Origin of the sequence: Pseudomonas promysalinigenes (assembly GCF_014269025.2) — a bacterium.
Classification (GTDB): Bacteria; Pseudomonadota; Gammaproteobacteria; order Pseudomonadales; family Pseudomonadaceae; genus Aquipseudomonas; species Aquipseudomonas promysalinigenes.
Window position 1 is genome coordinate 2,996,680 of record NZ_CP077094.1, and the last position, 21,878, is coordinate 3,018,557.

A 21,878-nucleotide genomic window follows, 5' to 3' on the forward strand; every position below is an offset into this window, starting at 1 on the left:
ATGAGCAATCTCCAGCTAGTAAGGAGTGCGAGCAGCACGGCAGTTCTCCCCGTCGCCTTGCAGGACCTGACGGAATTTCCACGAGTTGGATTTCGCGGTGCAGATGCGGCTGAGTACCTGAGAGGCCGCGGCTTCGATTTGCCAGATACCCCCAACCGAGCGCTGGCTCAGCAGGACGGGACAGTCGTGGCGCGCTTATCGCAAACGGAGTATTTCATTCTTGGATGTGGCAGCGATCTGGGTCAACGCGTTGCGGATGAGGAAGCAACCTGGGAACTCGACCACCGTGCAAACTACCTCTTACCACGGGAGGATAGCCACGCTTGGTTCGAATTGAGCGGCCCGGCAATCGAGCAAGTGATGGCCAAGGTTTGCGGCGTCGATCTTCGATCAACGTCCTTCAGCGAAGGTCAGGTGGCTCAGACTTCAGCAGCTCGCATCAATGTGATTGTGATCCGCTCGAAGCGGGATGACACACCGTGTTATCACTTGCTGTTCGACCGAGCTTCGCGCGACTACTTCCACGGCGCAATTTTGGATGCAATGCAGGAGTTCCTACCCGGCTAGCAAAGTACAAGTACATTATTGCTCCGCCTCTGTGGCGTACCGTTGGAACGTACGCCACTTCCTCTTGAGCGCGCCCGCTGCGCCAACCGAAGTTCGCTAGATATTTGTGGCCAGTCAGGGCTCATCACAATCGTATAGGTTGTCACGCCTGACGCGGCCCCTGCTTCCAGATGTAGTCATCCCCTCTCTCTAGTCAGGGTCGTCCATAGGAGTGGAAACGTAGCCTAAGCCGTACCGCTCATTAGCAGTCCGCAATCCCCTCTGCCGCAGTGCTCAGCAATGCAGGCAAAGGCGTGATGCGGTTCTTATCGCGTCGTCTGTGAGATATAGCTGATAAAGAGGCGGAACAGCTCAGAGTGGCTGGAAATCTCCAGCCGTTGATAGAGGTTGTGCTTGTGGACTTTTACCGTTCCCTCAGAGAGGCCGAGCTGACGGGCGATGGAGGTGCTGCTATGGCCTTGAAGCAGTAGCTTGGCTATGTATCGCTGGGCCTCGGTCAGTTGGCCGAGTGCACCGACGAACGCACTCTCCAGCTTGCTGTCCACATCAGCGGCTTCTACAGCGTAGGGCAATTGGCGACCATGTTGCTCCAGCACGGCACGGATCAGCGGCGTGAGTTGTTGCAAATAAACGACTTCGTTGTCACTGAAGGAGCCATGCTCTTGAGCTTTCATAAAGCTGAATACGAGCGCGGCGCGTGCCTGCAAATGAACGATATAACCAATCTCGTCTATCTGTGTGCCGTGCGTGGATGACACACAGGGATGGATGTCAGGCGAGATGGCGAAGCCGGAAGAAAAAAAACTATCCGGAGCAAGCTCAGCCATTCTCCATAGCCCACCAGGATGGCGGTTCATACTAGCAACGTAGAAGGGATCGAGCAGGTAACCACCTCGGCTATAAGCATCAAGCGTGCGTGAGGAAATTTGTCCGTTATAGCCGTTATAAAGCAGTACCGCTGGTTGGTCGAAGCGAAATAGGTAGAGGCAGCTCATATCGAAACAGACCATGCCATCCAGTAGCGTACAGACACACTGTCCAAGATTGGTGCTACCGATGGCCGTAATCAACTTTGCCACAACGCTGGCATCTTGGCCGTCCATCATAATTCTCCTGTCCGACGACGCCTGGAGGGATAGCGCTCTCGCTCCACTTGTCAAAGCGGCTTACCCGGCTCGACGACACTCTTCATATCCTGAAGAGATCACCCTACTATGCTATCTCAGTCAGACGTAGGGAATCTACGACCAAAACACGACCAATCCGAGCAAAATCCTGGGGTTCCTCATATGTGACATATAGAGTGCCAAGATTCATTTCTACCTACATCTTTCGCCCGATGGCAGAGAATCGGCTATGACGCAAACTGGCCAACCATGGTGAAAATGACGCGAGAATGCGATTAAAAATCATTGAAATAGCGTTGTAACCGCGTCTTTTTCTGGGGATGGAGTGGCTTTTTTTCGACGAACAGACAACCTATGGCCTGCACGACCTACATGGAGAATACGCAAATGCATAGCGGATCGGCGTCCATGCCGCATGCTAATGAGAATCAAAGATTACGGGACGCTCGGCTAAGAAGTCACATCACTCTCAGCGGCCGGGCGATGTTTATCCGAAACGCCGGTTAATTTCGCGGGCGCTTTGCCTAGCGCACTGAGCACAAATGCGGTTCTGCGAAGCAGAGGCCGTCTGAGGGCTCTGCGAACCTTCCGAATCATGCGCGCTTCAGTGGCCTGACGGACGCTGCGATTGATGGTGTGCTTTCGAAAGGAGTCAAATGCAACTGTTTGTTACGATTAACGAGGTAGTACAGCACACCTGGAACGACCAGAGCAGGTAGCCACGAGATGTCAGTACCAACGAGATGCGCGATAGGGCCTTTGTAGAAGGAAAGCTCCATGAAAGGAATCTGTACTACCACGGCGAGTGCGTAGATGCACAGCGTATTCCAGTTGACTTTGCCGTAAATTCCATTGACATCGTACATCGCTACAACGCTGTAACGCCCCTTGCGAATCCAGTAATAATCCGCGAGATTGATTGCACTCCAAGGTACCAAAACATATACCTGACCGATCAGAATATCACTAAAGTACGCACTAAAGTTATACTGAGCTGCTATAGCGATCCAAGTGACGATAACGGCCACGACAGCCATAATTAAAAACTTAGCCAATTTTCCGATCCGCGCGGTACCTTTAAAACCGGTAAAAATGGTGGTAGTGGACATATACGAACTGTACAGGTTCATCACATTCCACTCAAGCACACCGATAATAATCACTATATAAGCGATCTTCTCGTAACCGGGAAACAGTTTTGCAATCGCGCTACCAGGGTCAGAAATAACGTCCAAAGCCGCTGTAGCCATGACCGCCCCCAGCAGCATTACAACAGAGGATCCCACCACAATACCCAAATAGCTGTACCAAAATGTGGATCGCGTAGCAGTGCTGGTTGGGAGATAACGCGAATAATCGGCAACGTAAGGACCTGCCCCGAGGGTCCAAGAAGCAGCTTGAGTTACGACTAGGCAAAAGATGGCAAACTTGAAAGTACTGCCTGTCAACTGCCACACACCGTCCGGCAAGCCGTGTTTAAGCACGGTATAGGCCGCTAGTGCGAAGATGATGCTGGAAATCGCGCTCATCCAAACGCCGATACGGTGAATCAGTTCGTATCCCACATAACCTACGATTAGGGTGAGTACGCCGAATAGGATGATTGCATCATTGTCAGAGACCGGTACAACTGCCTTGATTGAGTCCCGCATCACTACGCCATTCGCCGCCGTGAACAGGATATAAGCGAGCACTACAATAGCAAGCGGCAAGCCGGCGCCAACAACGCCGAACTGCGCTCGACTTTGGATCATTTGCGGGATCCCTAGGTGTGGGCCTTGCGCGGAGTGTGCCGCCATGAAGATCGAGCCAATCAGGTTTCCCAAGATCAGGCCTACCACGGTCCAGCCAAGATTAAGCCCCGCCACCACGCCGAGTGCGCCAATTACCATTGTGGTGACCTGCATATTGGCGCTGCACCAGATAGTAAAGAGCCGCTTGGGCGATCCATAACGTTCATTCTCGGGAATGAATTCTACACTTCTGCTTTCGATCTCCATTATTTGTTCCTTCTTGCCGGGTGTTGTAAATTTTGTTTTTTGGCAGTACAGGCTTTCAAGAGCCGCGCTTTATTAGTGTGGAGCTTGTGCACGGGCTCCGAGTGGTTAGGCCGCGGTGTAGCCGTTATCGACGAACAAATGCGTACCATTTACGAAACTGGAATCATCGCTGGCAAGGAATAGTGCGGCTTTCGCTACCTCGCTTGGTTCGCACATCCGGCCCTGCATGCTCTGTAGAGTAGCGTCGGAAATATAGGTGCCATGTTCACGTAGCAAGTCCAGTTCACGACGACCATGCGCGGTACCGATGAAACCTGGACAGATGGCGTTACTGCGAATGTTTCGTTCTCGGAATTCAACTGAAATGGCACGAGCGAACATGTGGCAAGCACCCTTAGAGGTGCAGTACAAGACTTCCATAGGCGTACCTACTACCCCAGAGATTGATGAGGTGCAAATTATACTGCCGCCACCTGCTGCGATCATGCTCGGCAACACCGCACGGGTTACCAGAAACATGCTCTTCACGTTTATCGCCATCAGTCGATCCCAGTCATGTTCACGGGTTTCCAGAAACGGCCCGACATGAATGGTACCCGCATGATTCATCAGTACCGTGATCGCTCCAAAGTGCTGCTCGACATTTGCCACTGCGGTCTGCACCTGCGCGCCATTTGATACGTCGGCGGCTAGGAAGTAGGCGCTCCCACCCTCAGCGTTGATGCGATCGGCAACGGCGGCCCCATCGCTGCTCGGTAGGTCGAGGATAGCTACCTTAGCTCCTTCACGAGCAAACAACTCGGATGCGGCGAGACCACAGCCTCCTGCCCCGCCCGTGATCAGAGCGACTTTTCCTGCAAGACGTCCCATTACGCTTCCTCCTGATTTATCAATCATCGAATCGATAGAAAGGAAGGTAGGTATGAGTCATGAGGACGTCCATATGCCAAACGGTATACGAAAGCATATGTTATTGTTTTAAAACGGTTTTTGTGTTTTCTGGCACAGAAAAGCCTCACTCGCTGCCAATCATCTATCCATGTTGTCGAGCAGAAAAGCGTCCCAGAAGCTTCGTCATGATTGTCCGCATCCAACGTCTGATGCGCGACGCTGAGGAAATGGGGACCTTCGGCTGTATTTTTCGACAAAGCGGTAAGCCCGATTTGAGATTTGAACCCGCGCCCAAAACACCACCGCTGCCCCCTTGAATGCCTGCGCTAGAGCATCAGGTCATTGAGGCTATCTCCTCCCTTCGAGTCAAACCATGCGGGAAGCGCTGTTGGATAACGATTCGAGCGAGCATAGATAAGACATTTATAGATGGATTAGCGCTTAATCTGGCAGCCCCATCCTGACGGAGATGGTGACTTCTTGCTCTAGCGCCTTGTGCAAATGGCGCCGCTAAGGTGAATCCGATGGATAAAAAAACAATATATACCAATGGTAGAATCTTCACTGGCAACCCCTCTCAACCATGGGCGGACACCCTGCTCATCGAAAACGGCCGACTTGTAGCCGTCGGTTTTGCGTCAGATCTGCAACAGATAATCAAAGGCCGAGCGGCAACTGATCTCAAGCAAAAAATGGTAATGCCTGGGATTCACGACGCTCACATACATTTGCTGCTTAGCGGGCTGAAATTTGGATTTGAGTGCCGCATCCGACCAAACGCAAATAGCAAGCAACTTATCGAAGACATCTGCGATTGCCGAAAATGCAAAAGCGGGACGCTTAGCGGCTGGGTTATTGCTGGCGAATACAACCCTTTTGCAATAGAGAAAAGCCACCTTGACAGAAAACTGCTGGATGAGCACTTCCCCGACCGGCCGGTCTTCATATCCGATTACACCATCCACAATGCATTGGTGAATTCCAAGGCGCTGGAAATCGCGGGCTTGAGCAGCGACGTCACGGATCCTCATGGCGGCCACTTCGTCAGACGTGAAGGAAGCAGTGAACTCACTGGCGAACTCGTCGAGCGGGCGCGATGGGCCGTAAGTGCCGCTATTCCCGAGTACTCATCGGATATCTACGAAGATGCACTTCGCTGGTCGGTGAGCATGGCCCATCGATACGGCATCACTTCCGTTCAGGAAGCGTCTGCGTCATTGCCTGAGCTAAAGGCACTGAAGGCGCTGGACTCAATCGATGAACTCAACCTGCACGTTGCTGCCCACTTGGTGTGGCAAGAAGTCACCTTCTCGGGTGGCGCCTCGCTTGAGCAACAGGACGACCTTATATCGAGGCACAGGGAGCATCTGACGCAGCATGTCGACACTCGCTTTGTGAAGTGCTGGCTGGATGGAGCGCCGCTTCCCCCTTATTTCACTGAGTCTCGAATAGACAACGAAAATAAAATCGATCTCTCCAAAATCGTCATCAGCGAAGATGATCTGACTGCTGCCCTGATCAGATTTGACCGTGATGGCCTGACGCTGAAGATGCATTGCGCTGGAGAGGGTGCTGCGCGCGTCGCGCTCAATGCCGTTGAACGCATGCGGGTGCACAACGGGAATCTAGGCCCGTTTCATGAAATTGCGCATGCCGGCTTCATCCACGTGGAAGACAGAGATCGATTGGCAGGGCTTCGCGTGGTCGCCGAGATGTCACCAGCGCTTTGGCACAATACCTCACCTGAATTCGAATGTCTGCGCACCGGTTTCAAGTTCAATACGATGCACAGGCTGGGTACACACGTCACGGTGGGATCGGATTGGATCATTACTGAGAATCCTAATCTGTTCCCTGCCCTCCAAGGCATGCTGCTCCGTGATACTGAAAGTGTGGATCTAGAAACCGCATTGTTCATGATGACAATGGCAGGTGCACAAGCGGTTGGTAGACAAGATGAATTTGGTTCGCTGGAAGCAGGAAAGTCCGCTGACTTCATTGTGCTTGATCGCAACCTCTTCGAAATCGCAAAAAATGAAGTTGGCGATACCCAGGTATTGCAGACCGTGTTCAAAGGCAAAACCGTTTACTCGGCCGAGGCTGGCTCTCGATGAAAACCACAAATTTCGTTCCTCCACGAGTCATTGAGAAATACGACCGGCATTGCACGCACTTCAATGCCGGCCAGGTCGATGAACTGCTTGCTGACTTTTTCACGTTCGATGCGTTCTGGAGCGGCGCCGGGCTTCCGGAACGCCGGGGTCACGAGCAACTCAGGGAGATGTTCTGCGAAGTCGTCACCGCTCAGACGGTGTCCCATAGCCAAGGCCCAAGCGCGTTCAGCGAGACTAGGGGGTGGGACTGCCGAAACTGGCATGTCACCCCCATGAACAGCAATGCTCAACCTTGGACATTTAGAGCACTGTTCTTCTGGACGTGGGCCGGGGAAGAGTGGCTGTGCGAAGCCGTCATGTGCTATCCACTGGAGGCATGAGGTTTACCATGATGAATTCACCCATTCCTATTGTCGTGGTCACCGGATTTCTAGGTGCAGGAAAAACAACCTTTCTACGCACGTTGATCGAAGCAGGCGATCTTAAAAAAACACTGTTCATCGTCAATGAAATTGGCGAAGTGGGCCTAGATCAACAACTGCTACAAGCCTCCGGTGCTGAAGATCCCATACTGCTAGCAGGGGGTTGCTTGTGCTGCGAGATGAAGTATGACCTCGGTTATACACTGAGAGACGTGTACCTTAAATGGCCCGATGGAAACAGGCCGCCGATTGACAAGATTGTGATCGAAACATCCGGTCTTGCAAGCCCTGCGTCCGTCATCCTTCAACTGGCTCAAGATCAGTGGTTGAGAGGTCGATTCCGACTCTCACAGGTCATTGGAATCATTGACTGCGAATTCGGCCTGGAAACCCTTGAATCCACTGAGCTTGCAGTTGATCAAGTGATCTATTCCGATACTGTAATGCTGAGCAAACAAGACAAAGTGAGCGCTGAAAAATCCGTGCTTCTCACCGAGTGCGTACTGAAGATAAACCCTCGTGTGAAGATCAAAGGAACCGGCAGCAAGGATATGAAGTCCGCGGCTGATTATTTTCAAGGCCCCACTCGTACACACGCCATGCGTCAAATTAGCAAACCGCCAGTGGACCATCTTCTGGAATACAGTGCGGCCAATGTCCCCATTGTAGATGCCCTGCCTTGGGAATTTCTGGCGTGCGCACTGGATGAACTGAGCGAAACCTACCGACAAAACCTATTGCGTGTAAAGGGTGTTGTCAATATCAAGGAAGTGAGCACTCCAGTTGTAATACATGGTGTGCGCGGGATCTTTATGCAACCAGAAGCCCTTCCGTTCAAAGGTAATACCCATACGAGCCTAACCTTGATCAGCCTTGGAACCGATGCAAACGTCATTGCCGAGCACTTACGCCAGCGATTACGCGCATAGATACCCATACCCTCCCATCGTGCACGCCAGACACTAGAGCCTTACCAATTTATTAAGAATACCGGCACCCAACTGCGATCGTTTTCTTATCGCAGAGCACCGTCAATTTACGCACCACTCAACTCATCACGCAGATTTGCGTGCAAGCCTAAATCAATTACAAGCAAAGGCTATGACAATGCGCACCCTCATCACTTGCTTCACTGCAATCGTTGTATCTTTTAATACGCTTGCAGCCGATATGAATGCACGAGACTTCATAGCGGCACCTGATGGAACAGTGTTAAGCGCCTACTACCTATCCTACTCACACTCGACCCGCTATCGCGGTGACAGTGACATCTATAAAAATGCAAAAGCTACTGTTTCAGCCTTCGCTTTCCGCCAGGTCTTGTATACCGACCTCTGCGGCGTTATCTGTACACCGCAATTCGTCATTCCCTATGTCGACATTGACAGCCGATCACCAGGGCAGATGGGGAGTCGGTCTGGTAGCGGCGTGGGCGACCCTCAAATTGGCGGCACACTATTTTTGGTCAATAACCCCAGCACGCAGACCTACAGCGGCTTTATGACGCTGCTGACGGTTCCGATTGGTGAATATCACTCGCAAAGTCCTGATGTTTCTCCTGGTGGAAACAGGTGGGTGCTTGATCTTCTTTACAACTACACTCAAGGGTTTGGCGAGCGCTGGGTCGTCGAAGCTGATATCGAAGCTCTGCTATTTGGTAAAAACGACGATTACTACGGCGAATCGTTGGAGCAAAAGCCTGTCTTTCGGCTCCAGACTTTTCTGTCTTATGCATTTACCGATAACACCTATGGCGCACTTCGCTTCATTCAGGGGCACGGCGGAGAGGCTCGGTTTGATGGGGCGACCCTTGCTGATACCGAGCAGGATTATACCCAACTCGGCCTTGAACTTGGGAACAAGCTCGATAAAAAAAACCAACTCATGCTCGCATTAACAAAGGACTTGGATTCAAGCAATACATTCCAGGGCGCGCAAGCGTTGCTTCGTTTTGTTCATGTATACTGATCTGAGCGAATACCATAATGACTATAAATAGCACAACCGGACAGCATGCAGTTACAGAGGTGTCCTCTTCTTCAACGCTACGCTTGACAGCAATTATTGTACTGGCTTCCTTCCTTCCGCTTGTCATGATGACCGCGCCGGCCTTCACTGCTCAATTTTCTACACAGTTGGCATTGAACCCTGCTCAGATCGGCAGCCTATTCATGGCGGAACTGGGTGCAATGAGCCTTGCGACACTGCCTGCACTCTTTTGGATCAAGCGCGTGAATCTTCGTACCGCCGCGGTGGTTTCAAGCTTGATATTTTTGACTGGTAACCTGTTATCCGCCACTGTTCCCAGTTACAGCTATTTACTGCCTCTACGTTTCTTCACGGCCCTAGGTGGCGGATCACTCATGATCATTTGCATGAGTACCGCAGCGACCCTTCCTAACCCTGCTAAAGCCTATGGGCTTTGGGTTCTCGGGCAACTGCTCATGGGCGCGATAGGCATCCAGATCTTACCGGGGTTGTTCGAACGATTTGGCTTGGCTGTTGGATATATGCTGATGGCAGCCCTGATGGCAGCCACATTGACGCTTACAAAAGCATTCCCCAGATCCCTACCTAGTGGAACGGCAACAACCCATTCACTGGCACATAAAGGGAGCGTCATACTCGGGTTGCTTGCAGTCTTCGTGTTTGATTTGAGCATAAGCGGCGTGTGGACATTCATTGGAAGCATCGCTGCTGCCAGTGGTATTTCGATTCAAAGCAGCAGTACCATCCTCGCGGTAGCTACGCTTATGGGAGTTGCAGGTGCCGGTGCTGCCTCGCTGACAGGCAGCCGCCCATCGAGAATCCCTATGACGGTAATGGGCTATGCCGCACTGATCACCTCGGTATTGTTACTCGTCGATAAGCCTGACCTGCTGCGCTTCGCCTTCGCGGCGTTGGCATTCAAGTTCACTTGGACTTTCGTTCTTCCTTTGGTGATGGCGTGCATTGCGGACCTCGACCCATCCGGCCGCTTGATGAATGTCACCAATCTGGTGGTGGGCGGCGGTTTGGCGCTGGGGCCCGCCCTGGCCGGGCAGCTGATCCAGGCACAGGGCAGCTATACCCTCACACTCCTGGGCTCAGCAGCTCTGTGTTCAGCCTCACTGGCCCTGGTACTTTTGAGCCGAGCGTCGCGATCAGTCACACCATGACACTTTGAAGCGAAACTCACCTCAGTAAAGCGCAAAGGCCCCACCTTGGCGCCACGCCTTTGGGGGCATGCCAAATCGCTGACGAAACTCCCGGGAGAAGTGCGTATTACTGTTGAAACCGCAGTGATACGCCACTTCACTGATGGTGAAATGCCTGAATGCTGGCTCCCGCAATATTTTCCTGCTCAGGTCCAATCGTCGCTCCCTGATGTACTTTGCGGGCGAGGTATCGATTTGCTTCATAACGGTATATAAATGGCGGCAACTCACACCCAATACCATAGCGATTTGCTCGGGCGTTAGCTCGGGATCTCGAAGCCGGCTATCGATTTCTCGGACGGCTGACGCCAGAAGCATTGAGTTAGAGACAGAAGCTTGTCTATTACCGTTAGACAAATATGACGTAAACGCGGTCTGACAGGTCGCCAACAGCATTTCTGCCAGGAAATCACTGTCCAGTTCTTGAGAAGACGGGCCATTAGAAAAAATCGACTCCATCAACTCATGAATGATTCGGCTGCTCCCGGAGTCAGGCAGCGCTTTACCCGACAGCATCTTTGCACAGGGAAATCTCCGATCAAATTTTGACCGTGGGATTATCAACGATGTGAAGGTCGCAGACTTCTGACAGAAAAAGTCATATTCGAACGCAGTATCCAGAAAAAAAATCTCACCATCTTTCAATTCGACCGCTTGACTATTTACATTGAGATTTGCCTTGCCTGATGACTTAACTGTCACCGCATAGGGTGCTGTACCGGTATGGTCAGCCTGATGGCGGATCAGATGGGGCGAGACTTCAGAGCGAGTCAGTTTCAAGGCCCCTATGGATTGAGTACTGAACTGCCCCTTGAAGCTACGATTCCCATCGAGCGTATGTAGCTCTACTTTCCAAAGCAAACCTTGCATCGTCGAGTGAATGGCAGGCAGTTCTTTCTCGGCAAAGCATGATTCCAATGTCAGCCTTTCCATACTCCCCCTCCTGAGCCAAGCGACTATTTGGCAGCGCCTCAAGATGCTCGTGTTCGTTGGTGTCTTATCATGCCTGAGCCACTGCACAGGTGGATCGCAACCTGATCATCAGGTAGCTCAACGCAGAGCCTATACCTGCGGCAGCAATCACGATACACATCGGTCGTGGTGAGTCATGGGCGAGGCTTCCAACCCAGGCACTGAACACGGCGCCCAGTGCAAACTGGGTCGAGACCGCCAGCCCCGCGGCGGCTCCCGCGTTCTCAGGAAAGCGTTTGAGCAAGCTCGCAACACAGTTCGCGCCCATTAGCCCCGTGACACTGACGTACAGGATCACGAAACCAACAATACCCCAGAGCGTCATCGTCTCGCTGCTGCTTAGCACGATCAAGCCCACTGCGGAGACGCCTGCGAATGTCGCCCCGATCCCCAGCATAGGCAGGGCGCCGAGCCGGCTCACCAAGCGGGCATTAGCGACTGTCATGATTATCACGCCGACAATGTTCAGTGCGAACAACCAGCCGTAGCCATGTGGAGAGACGCCGAAGTATCCGATGTAAACGTAGGGAGACGCCGTGATGAAGGCGAACATTCCACCAAACGAAAGCCCCATGCACAGAATGTAGGCGACCGCCGTTGGGTCGGTCGCGATGCGCCAGTAACCCAACAGCGCAGCAGCGACCGACTGGCTCCGATTGTCGGGATGATGCGTCTCCCGGATGCTGAATATAGAAGCGAGCAGGCAAGTGGTCGCGAAAACGAACAGCCCGGCAAAAATCACCCGCCAGCCATCGATAAGCATCAGGAAACTGCCCGCCAGCGGAGCCACGAGCGTGGCAAGCATGGTGACCAGATGCATCAAGGACAAGGTTTTAGCGGCTTCGCCCAGGGAGAAAAGATCCCTGACGATGGTACGCGCCAGCACGGATGCTGCGGCGCCACCGAGCGCCTGGAGGAAACGCCAGGCGATAAGTTGTTCCACCGAAGTCGCCAACATGCATCCCACCGAAGCCACCAGATACAGCGCCATCCCCCCAAGCAGCAATGGCTTTCGCCCGTACCGATCCGAAAGCGGGCCGTAGAAGAGCATGCCAATGCAAAGACCTGTCAAGAAGACACCGATGGTCATCTGCACACTAGCAGCGCTAGCGTTCAAATCGTCTGCTATGGAGGGCAAGCTGGGCAGGTACGTGTCTATAGATAACGGTGCAAACGCCACAAGGGCAGCCAGCAAAATGATCAGGCGTCGCGGGTTGTCCAGCATGTGTGCTCCACAGCGATTTCAAAGGGCGAGAAAAACGATAACATCTTAACGTTATGTCGCGCACCTTCTCTCTGCGAGCACGTTGTTCCTAGGGCTCTATCTTCTTCAAGTCGTTCAACAAGGCAATGAGCTGGTCCATTTTTTCTTGGCCAAATTGGGCATGGATCTTCTGGTAGTTTCTCTCCATGTCTCCACTCATGGCAGCAAAAAGAGCCTGCCCCCGCTCAGTGAGACTGACGAAAACCCTCCGCTGATCCTGCTGTGATTTTTGACGCAGAACGACACCATCACGCTCCAGTCGGCTGAGCACACCGGTCATGCTGGGTTTCAGAATGCACGCCTGGTGTGCCAACTGATGGCTTTCAAGTTCACCCTGCTGGCTAAGAATACGAATGACCCGCCATTGCTGTTCAGTGAGGTCATGCTCATTCAGTGACGGCCTGAAAAATGCCATTGCGGCCTCTCTTGCTTGCAGGAGAGTCAGAGTGAGAGAAGGTCTAGGTTTAGCCATGATCAAACCACGTCAAATGAGCGAAACGGCAGCTTATTAGTATGCCTGTATAGGTGCAAGAAAGGCCAAGCTCTGTCGCATCACCATTAAAGCCTTGGGATGCATCGCAGAGGTTGCTTGAGCCAATCCTATGAAAAGTACAATTTCTCCCACGAAAACCTCATTCTCCAGGGAGGGGTTAGCTGCGACCATCTGGGTACAACAATCAAGATGACCGGAGCGCTTGAGCCGTGTCCAGATCAGCTCAGTCCAGAATGTCGTTGCCGGTAATCTCCCGGCGTGAGGTTAGCGTACCGTTGGAAAAACCGGCTGAAGTAGGCCGGATCTTTGAAACCCAGCTGGTAACAGACCTCATTCGCGGAGCTGCCACTGAAAAGCAGCAGCCTTTTGGCTTCCTGCATGAGCCGCTCCTGGATGAGTCGCTTCGATGGAAGGTCTGCGATTCGACGACATACATCGTTCAGCCTTGGCTCTGTGACTCCAATACCAGCTGCATACCTAGAAAGCGGCCAATGCTCACGGTAATGAGCTTCAATCAGCTCATTGAATCGGTGAAAAATCTTGAGATCCTCCCGTCGTGCCGGCGTCGCCTTCACAGAGTTGGAGCACAGCCTAAGCAGGCTGATCATGATCAATCTCGTCAGATTTTCCAAAGCCGCACCGCGGCCTGGTCGTTGATCAGCGATTTCATTACTCAGCTCTTCAAACATCAGCTCAACACGCCTCGCTTCAGCCGCATAAGCCGACGAAAGGCCGGTCAGCGCAACACATGCCGGCGCCACCTGGAGACCAGAAGACACGAGACTGCCATCTGCCTCAATCAGCTGCCATACCAGTTGCTGGCGAACCGTCAACACGTGCCCGTCGCTGTCCTGCTCAGTGACGAAGGAATGCGCGACCGTCGGGGGCGTAAGGAAGAACATCGGGCCGGACTCGATGTACTGCTGATCATCGAGATACACACGGACGGTACCCGTTTTCACGTAGTGAACCTGGAAGAACCGATCATGCCGATGGACAGGCATGTTCCTGCCAAAAAATCCGGCGAGATTGCCCAGTCGGTCGTAGTGAACCTCGCTATCGCTGTAGCGTTGGTCGTACACCTGGCCGATGTTGATATTCGGTATTGGCTGGCGATCAGTCATCGATTTCTACTCGTTTTTCTTGTCGTTGCAATTGGCCGCTACGCCCATGGTGCACCTGTGTCAGAGGAAGCGCTATGGCATGAATGCTTGACGGTCGTTAACATCTTAAATATAACGTTAACACATTAACGAGTTTTGTAGGGCTCTCGCTGCCCTACCCCTGCCAGGAGAAAAGCATGAGCCTTGCCCTGCATAACGCTGCAACCGGCACCTTGTTTGGCGTTGCGCTGAACTACACCGGTCTGCTGAAAAAACGTCTCGCCGAGTTTGAGCAACCGCCCTACAAACAAGCCCCGGTCAAGCCGGTGCTGTTCATCAAAACCCCCAACACTCGTAACGCTCATGGCGCCGAAGTGGTTCAGCCCGCTGGCGAGCGCTTGCAACCAGGCCCAGCGCTGGGTGTGGTTATTGGCAAGGACGCCAGCCGAGTGAGCGCCGCTGAGGCGCTGAACTATGTGGCCGGTTACACCATCGTCAACGAGTTCAGTCTGCCTGAAGACAGCTACTACCGCCCGGCTGTGAAGGCCAAGTGCCGCGATGGTTTCTGTGCCATTGGCCCAGAGCTGGTACCAGTTGCGGCCATTGCAGACCCACACCAACTGACAATCAAGCTCTCTGTGAACGGCAAGGTTGTGCAAGAGAACACCACTGCCAATCTGGTACGGGGCGTCCCACAACTGATCGCTGAACTGAGCGAGTTTATGACCTTGCACGAAGGCGACGTGCTGATCACCGGTACGCCTGAAGGGCGCGTCGACGTTCAGCCTGGAGACTTTGTCGAAGTCGAAATAAACGGCCTCGGCCGTCTGGCTAACAACATCGTGGCTGAATCAGAGGACCAAGCATGAAACACGCTCGCATCCGTTATGAGGGCAGCGTTCATGCTGTCACCGTTGAGGCCAACAATGCGGTTCGCCTTAGCGATGGCCGTCTAGTTGCTGAAGAAAACGTTGAGTGGCTTCCGCCAGCCAACGGCAGTATGTTCGCCCTGGGTCTGAACTACGCCGACCACGCCCGCGAACTGGCCTTCGCCCCGCCTACCGAGCCGCTGGCGTTCATCAAGTCGCCAGGCACCTACACCGGCCACGATCAGATCACATGGCGCCCGGACAACGTCGAGTACATGCACTACGAGTGCGAACTGGTCGCGGTTATCGGCAAGCCTGCAAAGAACGTCAAGCGTGAGAACGCTCTGGAATATGTCGCCGGCTACACAGTGTGTAACGACTATGCCATCCGTGACTTTCTTGAGAACTACTACCGCCCCAACCTGCGGGTGAAGAACCGCGACGCCACCACTCCGGTCGGCCCGTGGATCGTCGATGCCGCTGATGTGCCGGACGTGAGCAACCTGAAGCTTCGCACCTGGATCAACGGTGAGCTGAAGCAAGAAGGCACCACCGCGGACATGATTTTCGACATCCCACACCTGATCGAATACTTCTCCAGCTTTATGACCCTGCAACCGGGCGACATGATCGCCACCGGTACGCCAGAAGGCCTGGCTGACGTGGTGCCGGGCGATGAAGTGGTGGTGGAAGTAGAAGGCGTCGGTCGCCTGGTCAATCGAATCGTCAGCGAAGCTGACTTCTTCAAAAACAAAAAACTCGCTGAGGCTTAACTCGCATGATCAAGCATTGGATTAACGGCCGTGAGGTCGAGAGCAAAGACACCTTCGTCAACTACAACCCAGCCACCGGCGAAGCCATCGGCGAAGTTGCCAGTGGTGGAGCTGAGGAAGTCGCCCAGGCCGTGGCCGCAGCCAAGGAAGCCTTCCCGAAATGGGCCAACACCCCTGCCAAGGAACGCGCCCGCCTGATGCGCAAGCTGGGTGAACTGATCGACCAGAACGTGCCGAAGCTTGCCGAGCTGGAGACCCTCGACACTGGCCTGCCGATTCACCAGACCAAGAACGTGCTGATCCCGCGCGCCTCGCACAACTTCGACTTCTTCGCCGAAGTCTGCACGCGCATGGACGGCCACACCTACCCGGTCGACGACCAAATGCTCAACTACACCCTGTACCAGCCGGTCGGTGTGTGTGGTCTGGTGAGCCCATGGAACGTGCCGTTCATGACCGCCACCTGGAAGACCGCGCCATGCCTGGCCTTGGGCAACACTGCGGTACTGAAGATGAGCGAGCTGTCGCCGCTGACCGCTAATGAGCTGGGTCGTCTGGCCGTAGAGGCAGGCATCCCCAATGGCGTGTTGAACGTCATCCAGGGTTACGGTGCCACCGCTGGCGACGCCCTGGTACGTCATCCGGACGTACGCGCTATCTCCTTCACCGGCGGCACTGCCACCGGCAAGAAGATCATGCAAACCGCCGGCCTTAAAAAGTACTCCATGGAGTTGGGCGGCAAGTCGCCAGTACTGATTTTCGAAGACGCAGACCTGGAACGCGCCCTGGACGCCGCGCTGTTCACCATCTTCTCGCTGAACGGTGAGCGTTGCACTGCTGGCAGCCGGATCTTCATCCAAGAGAGCGTGTACCCGCAGTTTGTTGCCGAATTCGCCGCTCGCGCCAAGCGCCTGATCGTCGGTGACCCGACCGACCCGAAAACTCAGGTTGGCTCGATGATCACTCAGGCTCACTACGACAAGGTCACCGGCTATATCCGTATCGGTATTGAAGAAGGCGCCACCCTTCTCGCAGGTGGTCTGGATCGTCCGACCAACCTGCCGGCTCATCTCTCTAAGGGCCAGTTCATCCAGCCGACTGTGTTCGCTGACGTGAACAACAAGATGCGCATCGCTCAGGAAGAAATCTTCGGCCCAGTGGTCTGCCTGATCCCGTTCAAAGACGAAGCTGAAGCCCTACAACTGGCGAACGACACTGAGTACGGCCTGGCCTCGTACATCTGGACTCAGGACATTGGTAAGGCTCATCGCCTGGCCCGTGGCATCGAGGCAGGCATGGTGTTCATCAACAGCCAGAACGTTCGCGATCTGCGCCAACCGTTCGGTGGCGTCAAAGGCTCAGGTACTGGCCGCGAAGGTGGCCAGTACAGCTTTGAAGTATTCGCCGAGATCAAGAACGTCTGCATCTCTATGGGTAGCCATCACATTCCTCGCTGGGGTGTGTGACCTTTTTCCCAACGCACCGGGTCGCCTGCTGTTCTGACGACCGCCAGGCTCACCCGGTGCCGCGGGATCCACAAGAATAAGGAGTTTTGTCATGGGCAAAGTGGCACTTGCAGCCAAAATCACCCACGTACCCTCCATGTATCTGTCCGAGCTGCCGGGCCCGCGACAAGGGTTCCGTCAAGCCGCAATCGACGGGCACTACGAGATCAGTCGACGCTGCCGTGAGCTGGGCGTGGACACCATCGTGGTGTTCGACACCCACTGGCTGGTCAATGCCAACTACCACATTCTCTGCGGCGATCACTTCGAGGGAGTCTATACCTCAAACGAGTTGCCGCACTTCATCAGCAATATGGAATATGGGTTCCCTGGAAACAAGGAACTGGGACTGATTCTGGCTGAGGAATGCAACCGCTTCAACGTTGAAACAATGGCGCATCACGCTACAACGCTAGGCCCGGAATACGGGACTCTGGTGCCAATGCGTTATATGAACAAAGACAAACACTTCAAGGTGATTTCGGTTTCGGCACTGTGCACCTCGCACTACCTCGCTGATAGCGCCCGTCTTGGCTGGGCCATGCGCAAGGCGGTAGAAGATCACTACGACGGTACCGTGGCGTTCTTGGCCAGCGGCTCGCTGTCCCATCGTTTCGCGCAGAACGGCCAGGCACCTGACTTTGCCACCAAGGTCTGGAGCCCGTTCCTGGAGACCCTGGACCACCGCGTGGTGAACATGTGGGAGAACGCCGAATGGGATGCCTTCTGCGGGATGCTCCCAGAGTACGCCGCCAAAGGCCACGGTGAAGGCTTTATGCATGACACCGCCATGCTGCTCGGTGTTCTCGGCTGGTCGAAATACGATGGCAAGGCGGAAGTGGTGACGCCCTACTTCGGCTCGTCGGGAACCGGCCAGATCAACGCGATCTTCCCTGTCACCCCTCAGGACGGCTCTGCCATCCCTGGCGCGCAGGCCTCCAATCCAGCCTCTGTGGTTTCCACCAGCCGCCTTTAACCTACCCGTCCGCAGCTGGCTCTCCTGCTAATGGCCAGCTGCGCTTAGCCGAGGATGCCCGTCATGCCACATTTGGTTCTGCTCTACACCCCCGACCTGGAGTCCGACGCCGACATTCCAGGTCTCTGCCGCGCCTTGGCAGACACCATGCTCGAACAGCGCGATGCCAGTGGCAAAGCCGTGTTCCCAACTGGCGGCACTCGTGTGCTGGCCTATCCTGCCGCGCATTGCGCAGTGGCCGACGGCAAAGGGGAGTATGGATTCCTGTACGCCAACCTGCGCATGGGCGCAGGCCGTAGTTCTGATGTTCACAAGGCAGTGGGGGACAACTTGCTGGCGGTACTCAAAACCCGTCTGGATCCTTTGCTGCAACAGCGCCCGGTCGGCATCACCTTACAGATCGACCAAAGCACCGCCCAAGTCTACGACGCCAAACACAGCACCTTGCACCCGCTGTTCAATCGCTAGCGCTTTTGAATCAAACACCCTCCTGACTCATTTCAAAATAAGTACAAGAACATGAGCACACTTGACCAAGCCTCGCACAGCGAGACGAAAATTGAACGGGCCGACTCGACCCACTGGGCAGTCACATGGCGGCTGATGCCGTTGCTGCTGGTGTGCTACCTGTTCGCCCACCTGGACCGCATCAACATCGGCTTCGCCAAGATGCAGATGAGCCAGGACCTGCACTTGTCGGACACGGTCTACGGCCTGGGTGCCGGGCTGTTCTTCATCGCCTATGCACTGTTCGGCGTCCCCAGCAACCTGATGCTCGACCGCGTTGGCCCACGCCGCTGGATTGCCTGCCTGATGGTGGTGTGGGGGCTGTTGTCGACCAGCATGCTGCTGATCGAAAGCAGCAGCGCGTTCTACCTGTTGCGCTTTGCCCTGGGCGCGGCCGAGGCCGGGTTCTTCCCAGGCATCCTGGTGTACCTCAACCGCTGGTACCCGGCCGGGCGGCGCGCCCAGGTCACTGCGCTGTTCGCCATAGCCGTGCCCTTGGCCGGAGTCGTCGGCGGGCCGGTTTCCGGGGCCATTCTGGCGTTCATGCACGATACCGCCGGGCTTCGTGGCTGGCAGTGGATGTTCCTGCTTGAAGGCGCGCCAGTAGTTCTGCTAGGCCTAGTAGTACTGGCCGTGTTGCCAGAGCACTTCGAGCGCGTGACCTGGTTGAGCGTGCAGCAAAAAGCCACGCTGCGCACCCAGTTTGGTGTGGAAGAACAACGCAAGCCAGTGACCTCGTTCAGCGCCATTTTCGCAAGCCCAGCGCTGTGGCTGCTGGTGGCGGTCTATTGCGCAGTGATGCTGGCAGTCAACACGCTTGCTTTCTGGATGCCAAGCCTGATTCACGGTACAGGGATTGCCAGTGACGCCACCGTCGGATTACTCAGCGCTGTGCCGTACCTGGCCGGATGTCTGTTCATGCTTGCGTGCGGCCGTTCTAGCGACCGCAGGCGTGAACGACGCTGGCACCTGTGCGTGCCGCTGCTGATGTCTGCCGTCGGGATCACCATTGCAGCCCTCGCACCCGAGCAGCCACTTCCAGTACTGACCGGCTTGATTTTGGCCGGAATGGGGGCAAGTGCCGCACTGCCGATGTTCTGGCAGCTTCCGCCTGCGTTTCTTAATGCGCGCACTCAAGCCGCGGGCATTGCCTTGATCAGCTCATTGGGCAGCATCGCCTCGTTCGCTACCCCCTACTTCATTGGCTGGGTGCGTGACACAACCCACAGTCCGAGCCTGGCCCTGTACGTACTTTCCATTTTCATCGCCATAGGCGCCCTGCTGGTGCTGCGCACCCAAGCCGCCATCGTCAATCCTTGAATCAAGAGACTTTAACCATGTTAGACAATGCTTTCATTCAACAAGCCGCCGAACGCCTTGACCAGGCTGAGCGCAGCCGCGAGCAAGTGCGCCAGTTCTCGCTGGACCAACCGGCAATCACCATCGAGGACGCCTACGCAATCCAGCGCGCCTGGGTGGCAAAAAAGATTGCCGCCGGCCGCAAGCTGGTGGGCCACAAGATCGGCCTGACCTCCCGTGCGATGCAGGTATCGTCGAACATCACCGAACCTGACTATGGCGCCCTGCTTGACGACATGCTGTTTGACGAAGGCAGCGACATTCCCTTCGAGCGCTTCATCGTGCCACGCGTTGAAGTGGAGCTGGCGTTCATCCTCGGCAAACCGCTGAAGGGCCCCAACGTCACTGTGTTCGACGTGCTGGACGCCACCGAATGGGTAATCCCGGCACTGGAAATCATCGACGCGCGCATCCAGCAGGTCGATCCGCAAACCCAGGCCACCCGCAAGGTGTTCGACACCATTTCCGACAACGCGGCCAATGCCGGCGTGGTCATGGGAGGCCGCGCCGTGCGTCCTACCGAGATCGACCTGCGTAAGGTGCCGGCGGTGCTCTACCGCAATGGAGTGATCGAGGAGTCCGGGGTCAGCGCCGCCGTGCTCAACCACCCAGCCAAAGGCGTTGCCTGGCTGGCCAACAAGCTGGCCCCGTACGACGTGACCTTGCAACCCGGCCAGATCATCCTTGGTGGCTCTTTCACCCGCCCGGTCGCTGCGCGCCCTGGCGACACCTTCCACGTCGACTACGACATGCTCGGCTCAATCGCCTGCCGCTTTGTTTGAGGACCTGACCATGGAGATGCCCATCAATCACTTCAAGCAACGCCTGCGCAATGGTAAGCCGCAGATCGGCCTGTGGCTCGGCCTGGCAGATGCCTACTGCGCAGAGCTGGCCGCCAATGCCGGTTTCGACTGGCTGCTGATCGACGGCGAACACGCGCCCAACGATCTGCGCGGCATGCTTTCACAGTTGCAGGCGGTGGCGCCCTACTCTAGCCAGGCGGTGATTCGTCCAGTGATTGGCGACACTGCACTCATCAAACAGGTTCTGGATCTCGGCGCACAGACTCTTCTTGTGCCAATGGTGGAAAGCGCGGAGCAGGCACGGCAGTTGGTGAGAGCCGTTCACTATCCCCCAAGTGGCATTCGTGGTGTAGGGAGTGCGCTAGCTCGTGCGTCTCGTTGGAATAGCATCCCGGGCTATCTGGATCTCGCGGACGAGCAAATGTGCCTGCTGGTGCAGATTGAAAACAAGGAAGGTCTGGCAAACCTGGACGAGATTCTTTCTGTAGAGGGCGTAGATGGCGTTTTCATTGGGCCAGCTGACTTAAGCGCAGCTTTAGGTCATCGCGGAAATCCTGGTCATCCAGAAGTCCAGGCGATCATCGAGGATGCAATCGTAAGAATCGGCAAGGCAGGCAAGGCTGCCGGGATTCTCAGTGCGGATGAAAAACTGGCTCGACGCTACATTGAGCTAGGTGCAGCGTTTGTTGCAGTAGGCGTGGATACCACTGTACTGATGCGTGGCTTGCAAACGCTTGCGAGCAAGTTCAAAGAGCTGCCAACGCTCGACAGCACTGCTGGTGGTGTTTACTGATACCCATCAGGAGCAGGCAAGGCGTAATCTCGCCTTGCCTGCCCTTTTCGGACACCCGGTAAGGATTGATTTTCGGACTGGAAACATAGGTCAGCTGCATCGTTAACTTCATTCGCCCGACGACAGAGCCAACCCTCTCCAGC

The 21,878-nt window shown here is 54.9% G+C and carries 21 protein-coding genes; 14 read left to right on the forward strand and 7 right to left on the reverse strand.

Going from position 1 to position 21,878, the window contains the following annotated elements; all coding sequences use genetic code 11:
- Entirely contained in the window at positions 1–567 is a 567-nt protein-coding gene (locus HU725_RS13670) for a sarcosine oxidase subunit gamma (protein ID WP_186478198.1), read from the forward strand.
- A 305-nt stretch (positions 568–872) separates the two neighbouring features.
- Here HU725_RS13670 and HU725_RS13675 read toward each other — a convergent pair whose 3' ends face one another.
- The 3 genes from HU725_RS13675 to HU725_RS13685 form a co-directional block, all read right to left on the reverse strand.
- Positions 873–1,673 (reverse strand): LuxR C-terminal-related transcriptional regulator, encoded by an 801-nt coding sequence (locus HU725_RS13675; protein ID WP_496197687.1) that lies wholly within the window; start codon positions 1,671–1,673, stop codon positions 873–875.
- A gap of 614 nt (positions 1,674–2,287) precedes the next feature.
- A complete protein-coding gene (locus HU725_RS13680) occupies positions 2,288–3,694 on the reverse strand; it encodes a purine-cytosine permease family protein (RefSeq protein WP_186478116.1) in 1,407 nt (468 codons plus the stop codon).
- Between the two features lie 105 nt (positions 3,695–3,799).
- The gene (locus tag HU725_RS13685; protein ID WP_186478115.1) at positions 3,800–4,564 is read right to left on the reverse strand and encodes an SDR family NAD(P)-dependent oxidoreductase; all 765 of its coding nucleotides are present in this window, start codon (positions 4,562–4,564) and stop codon (positions 3,800–3,802) included.
- 545 nt (positions 4,565–5,109) lie between these two features.
- On the opposite strand from HU725_RS13685, the gene HU725_RS13690 reads away from it, so the two are divergent.
- The 5 genes from HU725_RS13690 (at position 5,110) to HU725_RS13710 (ending at position 10,279) form a co-directional block, all read left to right on the forward strand.
- Entirely contained in the window at positions 5,110–6,699 is a 1,590-nt protein-coding gene (locus HU725_RS13690; protein WP_186478114.1) for an amidohydrolase, read from the forward strand.
- Positions 6,696–7,079, forward strand: a complete 384-nt coding sequence (locus tag HU725_RS13695) for a hypothetical protein (protein ID WP_186478113.1) — start codon at positions 6,696–6,698, stop codon at positions 7,077–7,079. Before HU725_RS13690 ends, HU725_RS13695 begins: the two co-directional genes overlap by 4 nt.
- Before the next feature lie 8 nt (positions 7,080–7,087).
- On the forward strand, positions 7,088–8,050 hold the full coding sequence (locus tag HU725_RS13700) for a CobW family GTP-binding protein (protein ID WP_186478112.1): 963 nt from the start codon (positions 7,088–7,090) through the stop codon (positions 8,048–8,050).
- 178 nt (positions 8,051–8,228) lie between these two features.
- On the forward strand, positions 8,229–9,089 hold the full coding sequence (locus HU725_RS13705; protein WP_225915487.1) for a transporter: 861 nt from the start codon (positions 8,229–8,231) through the stop codon (positions 9,087–9,089).
- A 17-nt stretch (positions 9,090–9,106) separates the two neighbouring features.
- Entirely contained in the window at positions 9,107–10,279 is a 1,173-nt protein-coding gene (locus tag HU725_RS13710; RefSeq protein ID WP_186478110.1) for an MFS transporter, read from the forward strand.
- Between the two features lie 21 nt (positions 10,280–10,300).
- Here the strand turns inward: HU725_RS13710 and HU725_RS13715 are convergent, their stop codons facing one another.
- The 4 genes from HU725_RS13715 to hpaA form a co-directional block, all read right to left on the reverse strand.
- A complete protein-coding gene (locus HU725_RS13715; protein WP_186478109.1) occupies positions 10,301–11,251 on the reverse strand; it encodes a helix-turn-helix domain-containing protein in 951 nt (316 codons plus the stop codon).
- 67 nt (positions 11,252–11,318) lie between these two features.
- The gene (locus HU725_RS13720) at positions 11,319–12,515 is read right to left on the reverse strand and encodes a Bcr/CflA family multidrug efflux MFS transporter (protein ID WP_186478108.1); all 1,197 of its coding nucleotides are present in this window, start codon (positions 12,513–12,515) and stop codon (positions 11,319–11,321) included.
- An 88-nt stretch (positions 12,516–12,603) separates the two neighbouring features.
- The gene (gene hpaR, locus HU725_RS13725) at positions 12,604–13,026 is read right to left on the reverse strand and encodes a homoprotocatechuate degradation operon regulator HpaR (protein WP_174369502.1); all 423 of its coding nucleotides are present in this window, start codon (positions 13,024–13,026) and stop codon (positions 12,604–12,606) included.
- 239 nt (positions 13,027–13,265) lie between these two features.
- Positions 13,266–14,171, reverse strand: coding sequence for a 4-hydroxyphenylacetate catabolism regulatory protein HpaA (gene hpaA / locus HU725_RS13730; protein ID WP_186478107.1), 906 nt, complete (start codon positions 14,169–14,171; stop codon positions 13,266–13,268).
- A 176-nt stretch (positions 14,172–14,347) separates the two neighbouring features.
- Between hpaA and HU725_RS13735 the strand changes: the two genes are divergently transcribed.
- The 8 genes from HU725_RS13735 to hpaI all read left to right on the forward strand — a co-directional run bounded on the left by HU725_RS13735 (position 14,348) and on the right by hpaI (position 21,735).
- Positions 14,348–15,019: a fumarylacetoacetate hydrolase family protein gene (locus HU725_RS13735; RefSeq protein WP_186478106.1), complete on the forward strand. Its 672-nt coding sequence runs from the start codon at positions 14,348–14,350 to the stop codon at positions 15,017–15,019.
- Positions 15,016–15,792, forward strand: coding sequence for a fumarylacetoacetate hydrolase family protein (locus HU725_RS13740; protein WP_174369499.1), 777 nt, complete (start codon positions 15,016–15,018; stop codon positions 15,790–15,792). The genes HU725_RS13735 and HU725_RS13740 overlap by 4 nt, the downstream gene beginning before the upstream one ends.
- Before the next feature lie 5 nt (positions 15,793–15,797).
- Positions 15,798–17,258 (forward strand): 5-carboxymethyl-2-hydroxymuconate semialdehyde dehydrogenase, encoded by a 1,461-nt coding sequence (gene hpaE / locus HU725_RS13745; RefSeq protein ID WP_186478105.1) that lies wholly within the window; start codon positions 15,798–15,800, stop codon positions 17,256–17,258.
- 91 nt (positions 17,259–17,349) lie between these two features.
- Positions 17,350–18,273, forward strand: a complete 924-nt coding sequence (gene hpaD, locus HU725_RS13750) for a 3,4-dihydroxyphenylacetate 2,3-dioxygenase (RefSeq protein WP_186478104.1) — start codon at positions 17,350–17,352, stop codon at positions 18,271–18,273.
- Positions 18,274–18,336: 63 nt separating this feature from the next.
- The gene (locus tag HU725_RS13755; protein ID WP_186478103.1) at positions 18,337–18,741 is read left to right on the forward strand and encodes a 5-carboxymethyl-2-hydroxymuconate isomerase; all 405 of its coding nucleotides are present in this window, start codon (positions 18,337–18,339) and stop codon (positions 18,739–18,741) included.
- Between the two features lie 51 nt (positions 18,742–18,792).
- A complete protein-coding gene (locus HU725_RS13760) occupies positions 18,793–20,100 on the forward strand; it encodes an MFS transporter (RefSeq protein ID WP_186478102.1) in 1,308 nt (435 codons plus the stop codon).
- 17 nt (positions 20,101–20,117) lie between these two features.
- Entirely contained in the window at positions 20,118–20,921 is an 804-nt protein-coding gene (gene hpaH / locus HU725_RS13765) for a 2-oxo-hept-4-ene-1,7-dioate hydratase (protein WP_186478101.1), read from the forward strand.
- 10 nt (positions 20,922–20,931) lie between these two features.
- Positions 20,932–21,735: a 4-hydroxy-2-oxoheptanedioate aldolase gene (gene hpaI / locus HU725_RS13770; RefSeq protein WP_186478100.1), complete on the forward strand. Its 804-nt coding sequence runs from the start codon at positions 20,932–20,934 to the stop codon at positions 21,733–21,735.
- Positions 21,736–21,878 lie beyond the last annotated feature (143 nt).

Excerpts from the sequence above, each read along its gene's own strand:
- HU725_RS13670 (WP_186478198.1), top strand. The coding sequence starts at position 1 with ATGAGCAATCTCCAGCTAGTAAGGAGTGCGAGCAGCACGGCAGTTCTC.
- HU725_RS13675 (WP_496197687.1), bottom strand. The coding sequence starts at position 1,673 with ATGATGGACGGCCAAGATGCCAGCGTTGTGGCAAAGTTGATTACGGCC.
- HU725_RS13680 (WP_186478116.1), bottom strand. The coding sequence starts at position 3,694 with ATGGAGATCGAAAGCAGAAGTGTAGAATTCATTCCCGAGAATGAACGT.
- HU725_RS13685 (WP_186478115.1), bottom strand. The coding sequence starts at position 4,564 with ATGGGACGTCTTGCAGGAAAAGTCGCTCTGATCACGGGCGGGGCAGGA.
- HU725_RS13690 (WP_186478114.1), top strand. The coding sequence starts at position 5,110 with ATGGATAAAAAAACAATATATACCAATGGTAGAATCTTCACTGGCAAC.
- HU725_RS13695 (WP_186478113.1), top strand. The coding sequence starts at position 6,696 with ATGAAAACCACAAATTTCGTTCCTCCACGAGTCATTGAGAAATACGAC.
- HU725_RS13700 (WP_186478112.1), top strand. The coding sequence starts at position 7,088 with ATGATGAATTCACCCATTCCTATTGTCGTGGTCACCGGATTTCTAGGT.
- HU725_RS13705 (WP_225915487.1), top strand. The coding sequence starts at position 8,229 with ATGCGCACCCTCATCACTTGCTTCACTGCAATCGTTGTATCTTTTAAT.
- HU725_RS13710 (WP_186478110.1), top strand. The coding sequence starts at position 9,107 with ATGACTATAAATAGCACAACCGGACAGCATGCAGTTACAGAGGTGTCC.
- HU725_RS13715 (WP_186478109.1), bottom strand. The coding sequence starts at position 11,251 with ATGGAAAGGCTGACATTGGAATCATGCTTTGCCGAGAAAGAACTGCCT.
- HU725_RS13720 (WP_186478108.1), bottom strand. The coding sequence starts at position 12,515 with ATGCTGGACAACCCGCGACGCCTGATCATTTTGCTGGCTGCCCTTGTG.
- hpaR (WP_174369502.1), bottom strand. The coding sequence starts at position 13,026 with ATGGCTAAACCTAGACCTTCTCTCACTCTGACTCTCCTGCAAGCAAGA.
- hpaA (WP_186478107.1), bottom strand. The coding sequence starts at position 14,171 with ATGACTGATCGCCAGCCAATACCGAATATCAACATCGGCCAGGTGTAC.
- HU725_RS13735 (WP_186478106.1), top strand. The coding sequence starts at position 14,348 with ATGAGCCTTGCCCTGCATAACGCTGCAACCGGCACCTTGTTTGGCGTT.
- HU725_RS13740 (WP_174369499.1), top strand. The coding sequence starts at position 15,016 with ATGAAACACGCTCGCATCCGTTATGAGGGCAGCGTTCATGCTGTCACC.
- hpaE (WP_186478105.1), top strand. The coding sequence starts at position 15,798 with ATGATCAAGCATTGGATTAACGGCCGTGAGGTCGAGAGCAAAGACACC.
- hpaD (WP_186478104.1), top strand. The coding sequence starts at position 17,350 with ATGGGCAAAGTGGCACTTGCAGCCAAAATCACCCACGTACCCTCCATG.
- HU725_RS13755 (WP_186478103.1), top strand. The coding sequence starts at position 18,337 with ATGCCACATTTGGTTCTGCTCTACACCCCCGACCTGGAGTCCGACGCC.
- HU725_RS13760 (WP_186478102.1), top strand. The coding sequence starts at position 18,793 with ATGAGCACACTTGACCAAGCCTCGCACAGCGAGACGAAAATTGAACGG.
- hpaH (WP_186478101.1), top strand. The coding sequence starts at position 20,118 with ATGTTAGACAATGCTTTCATTCAACAAGCCGCCGAACGCCTTGACCAG.
- hpaI (WP_186478100.1), top strand. The coding sequence starts at position 20,932 with ATGGAGATGCCCATCAATCACTTCAAGCAACGCCTGCGCAATGGTAAG.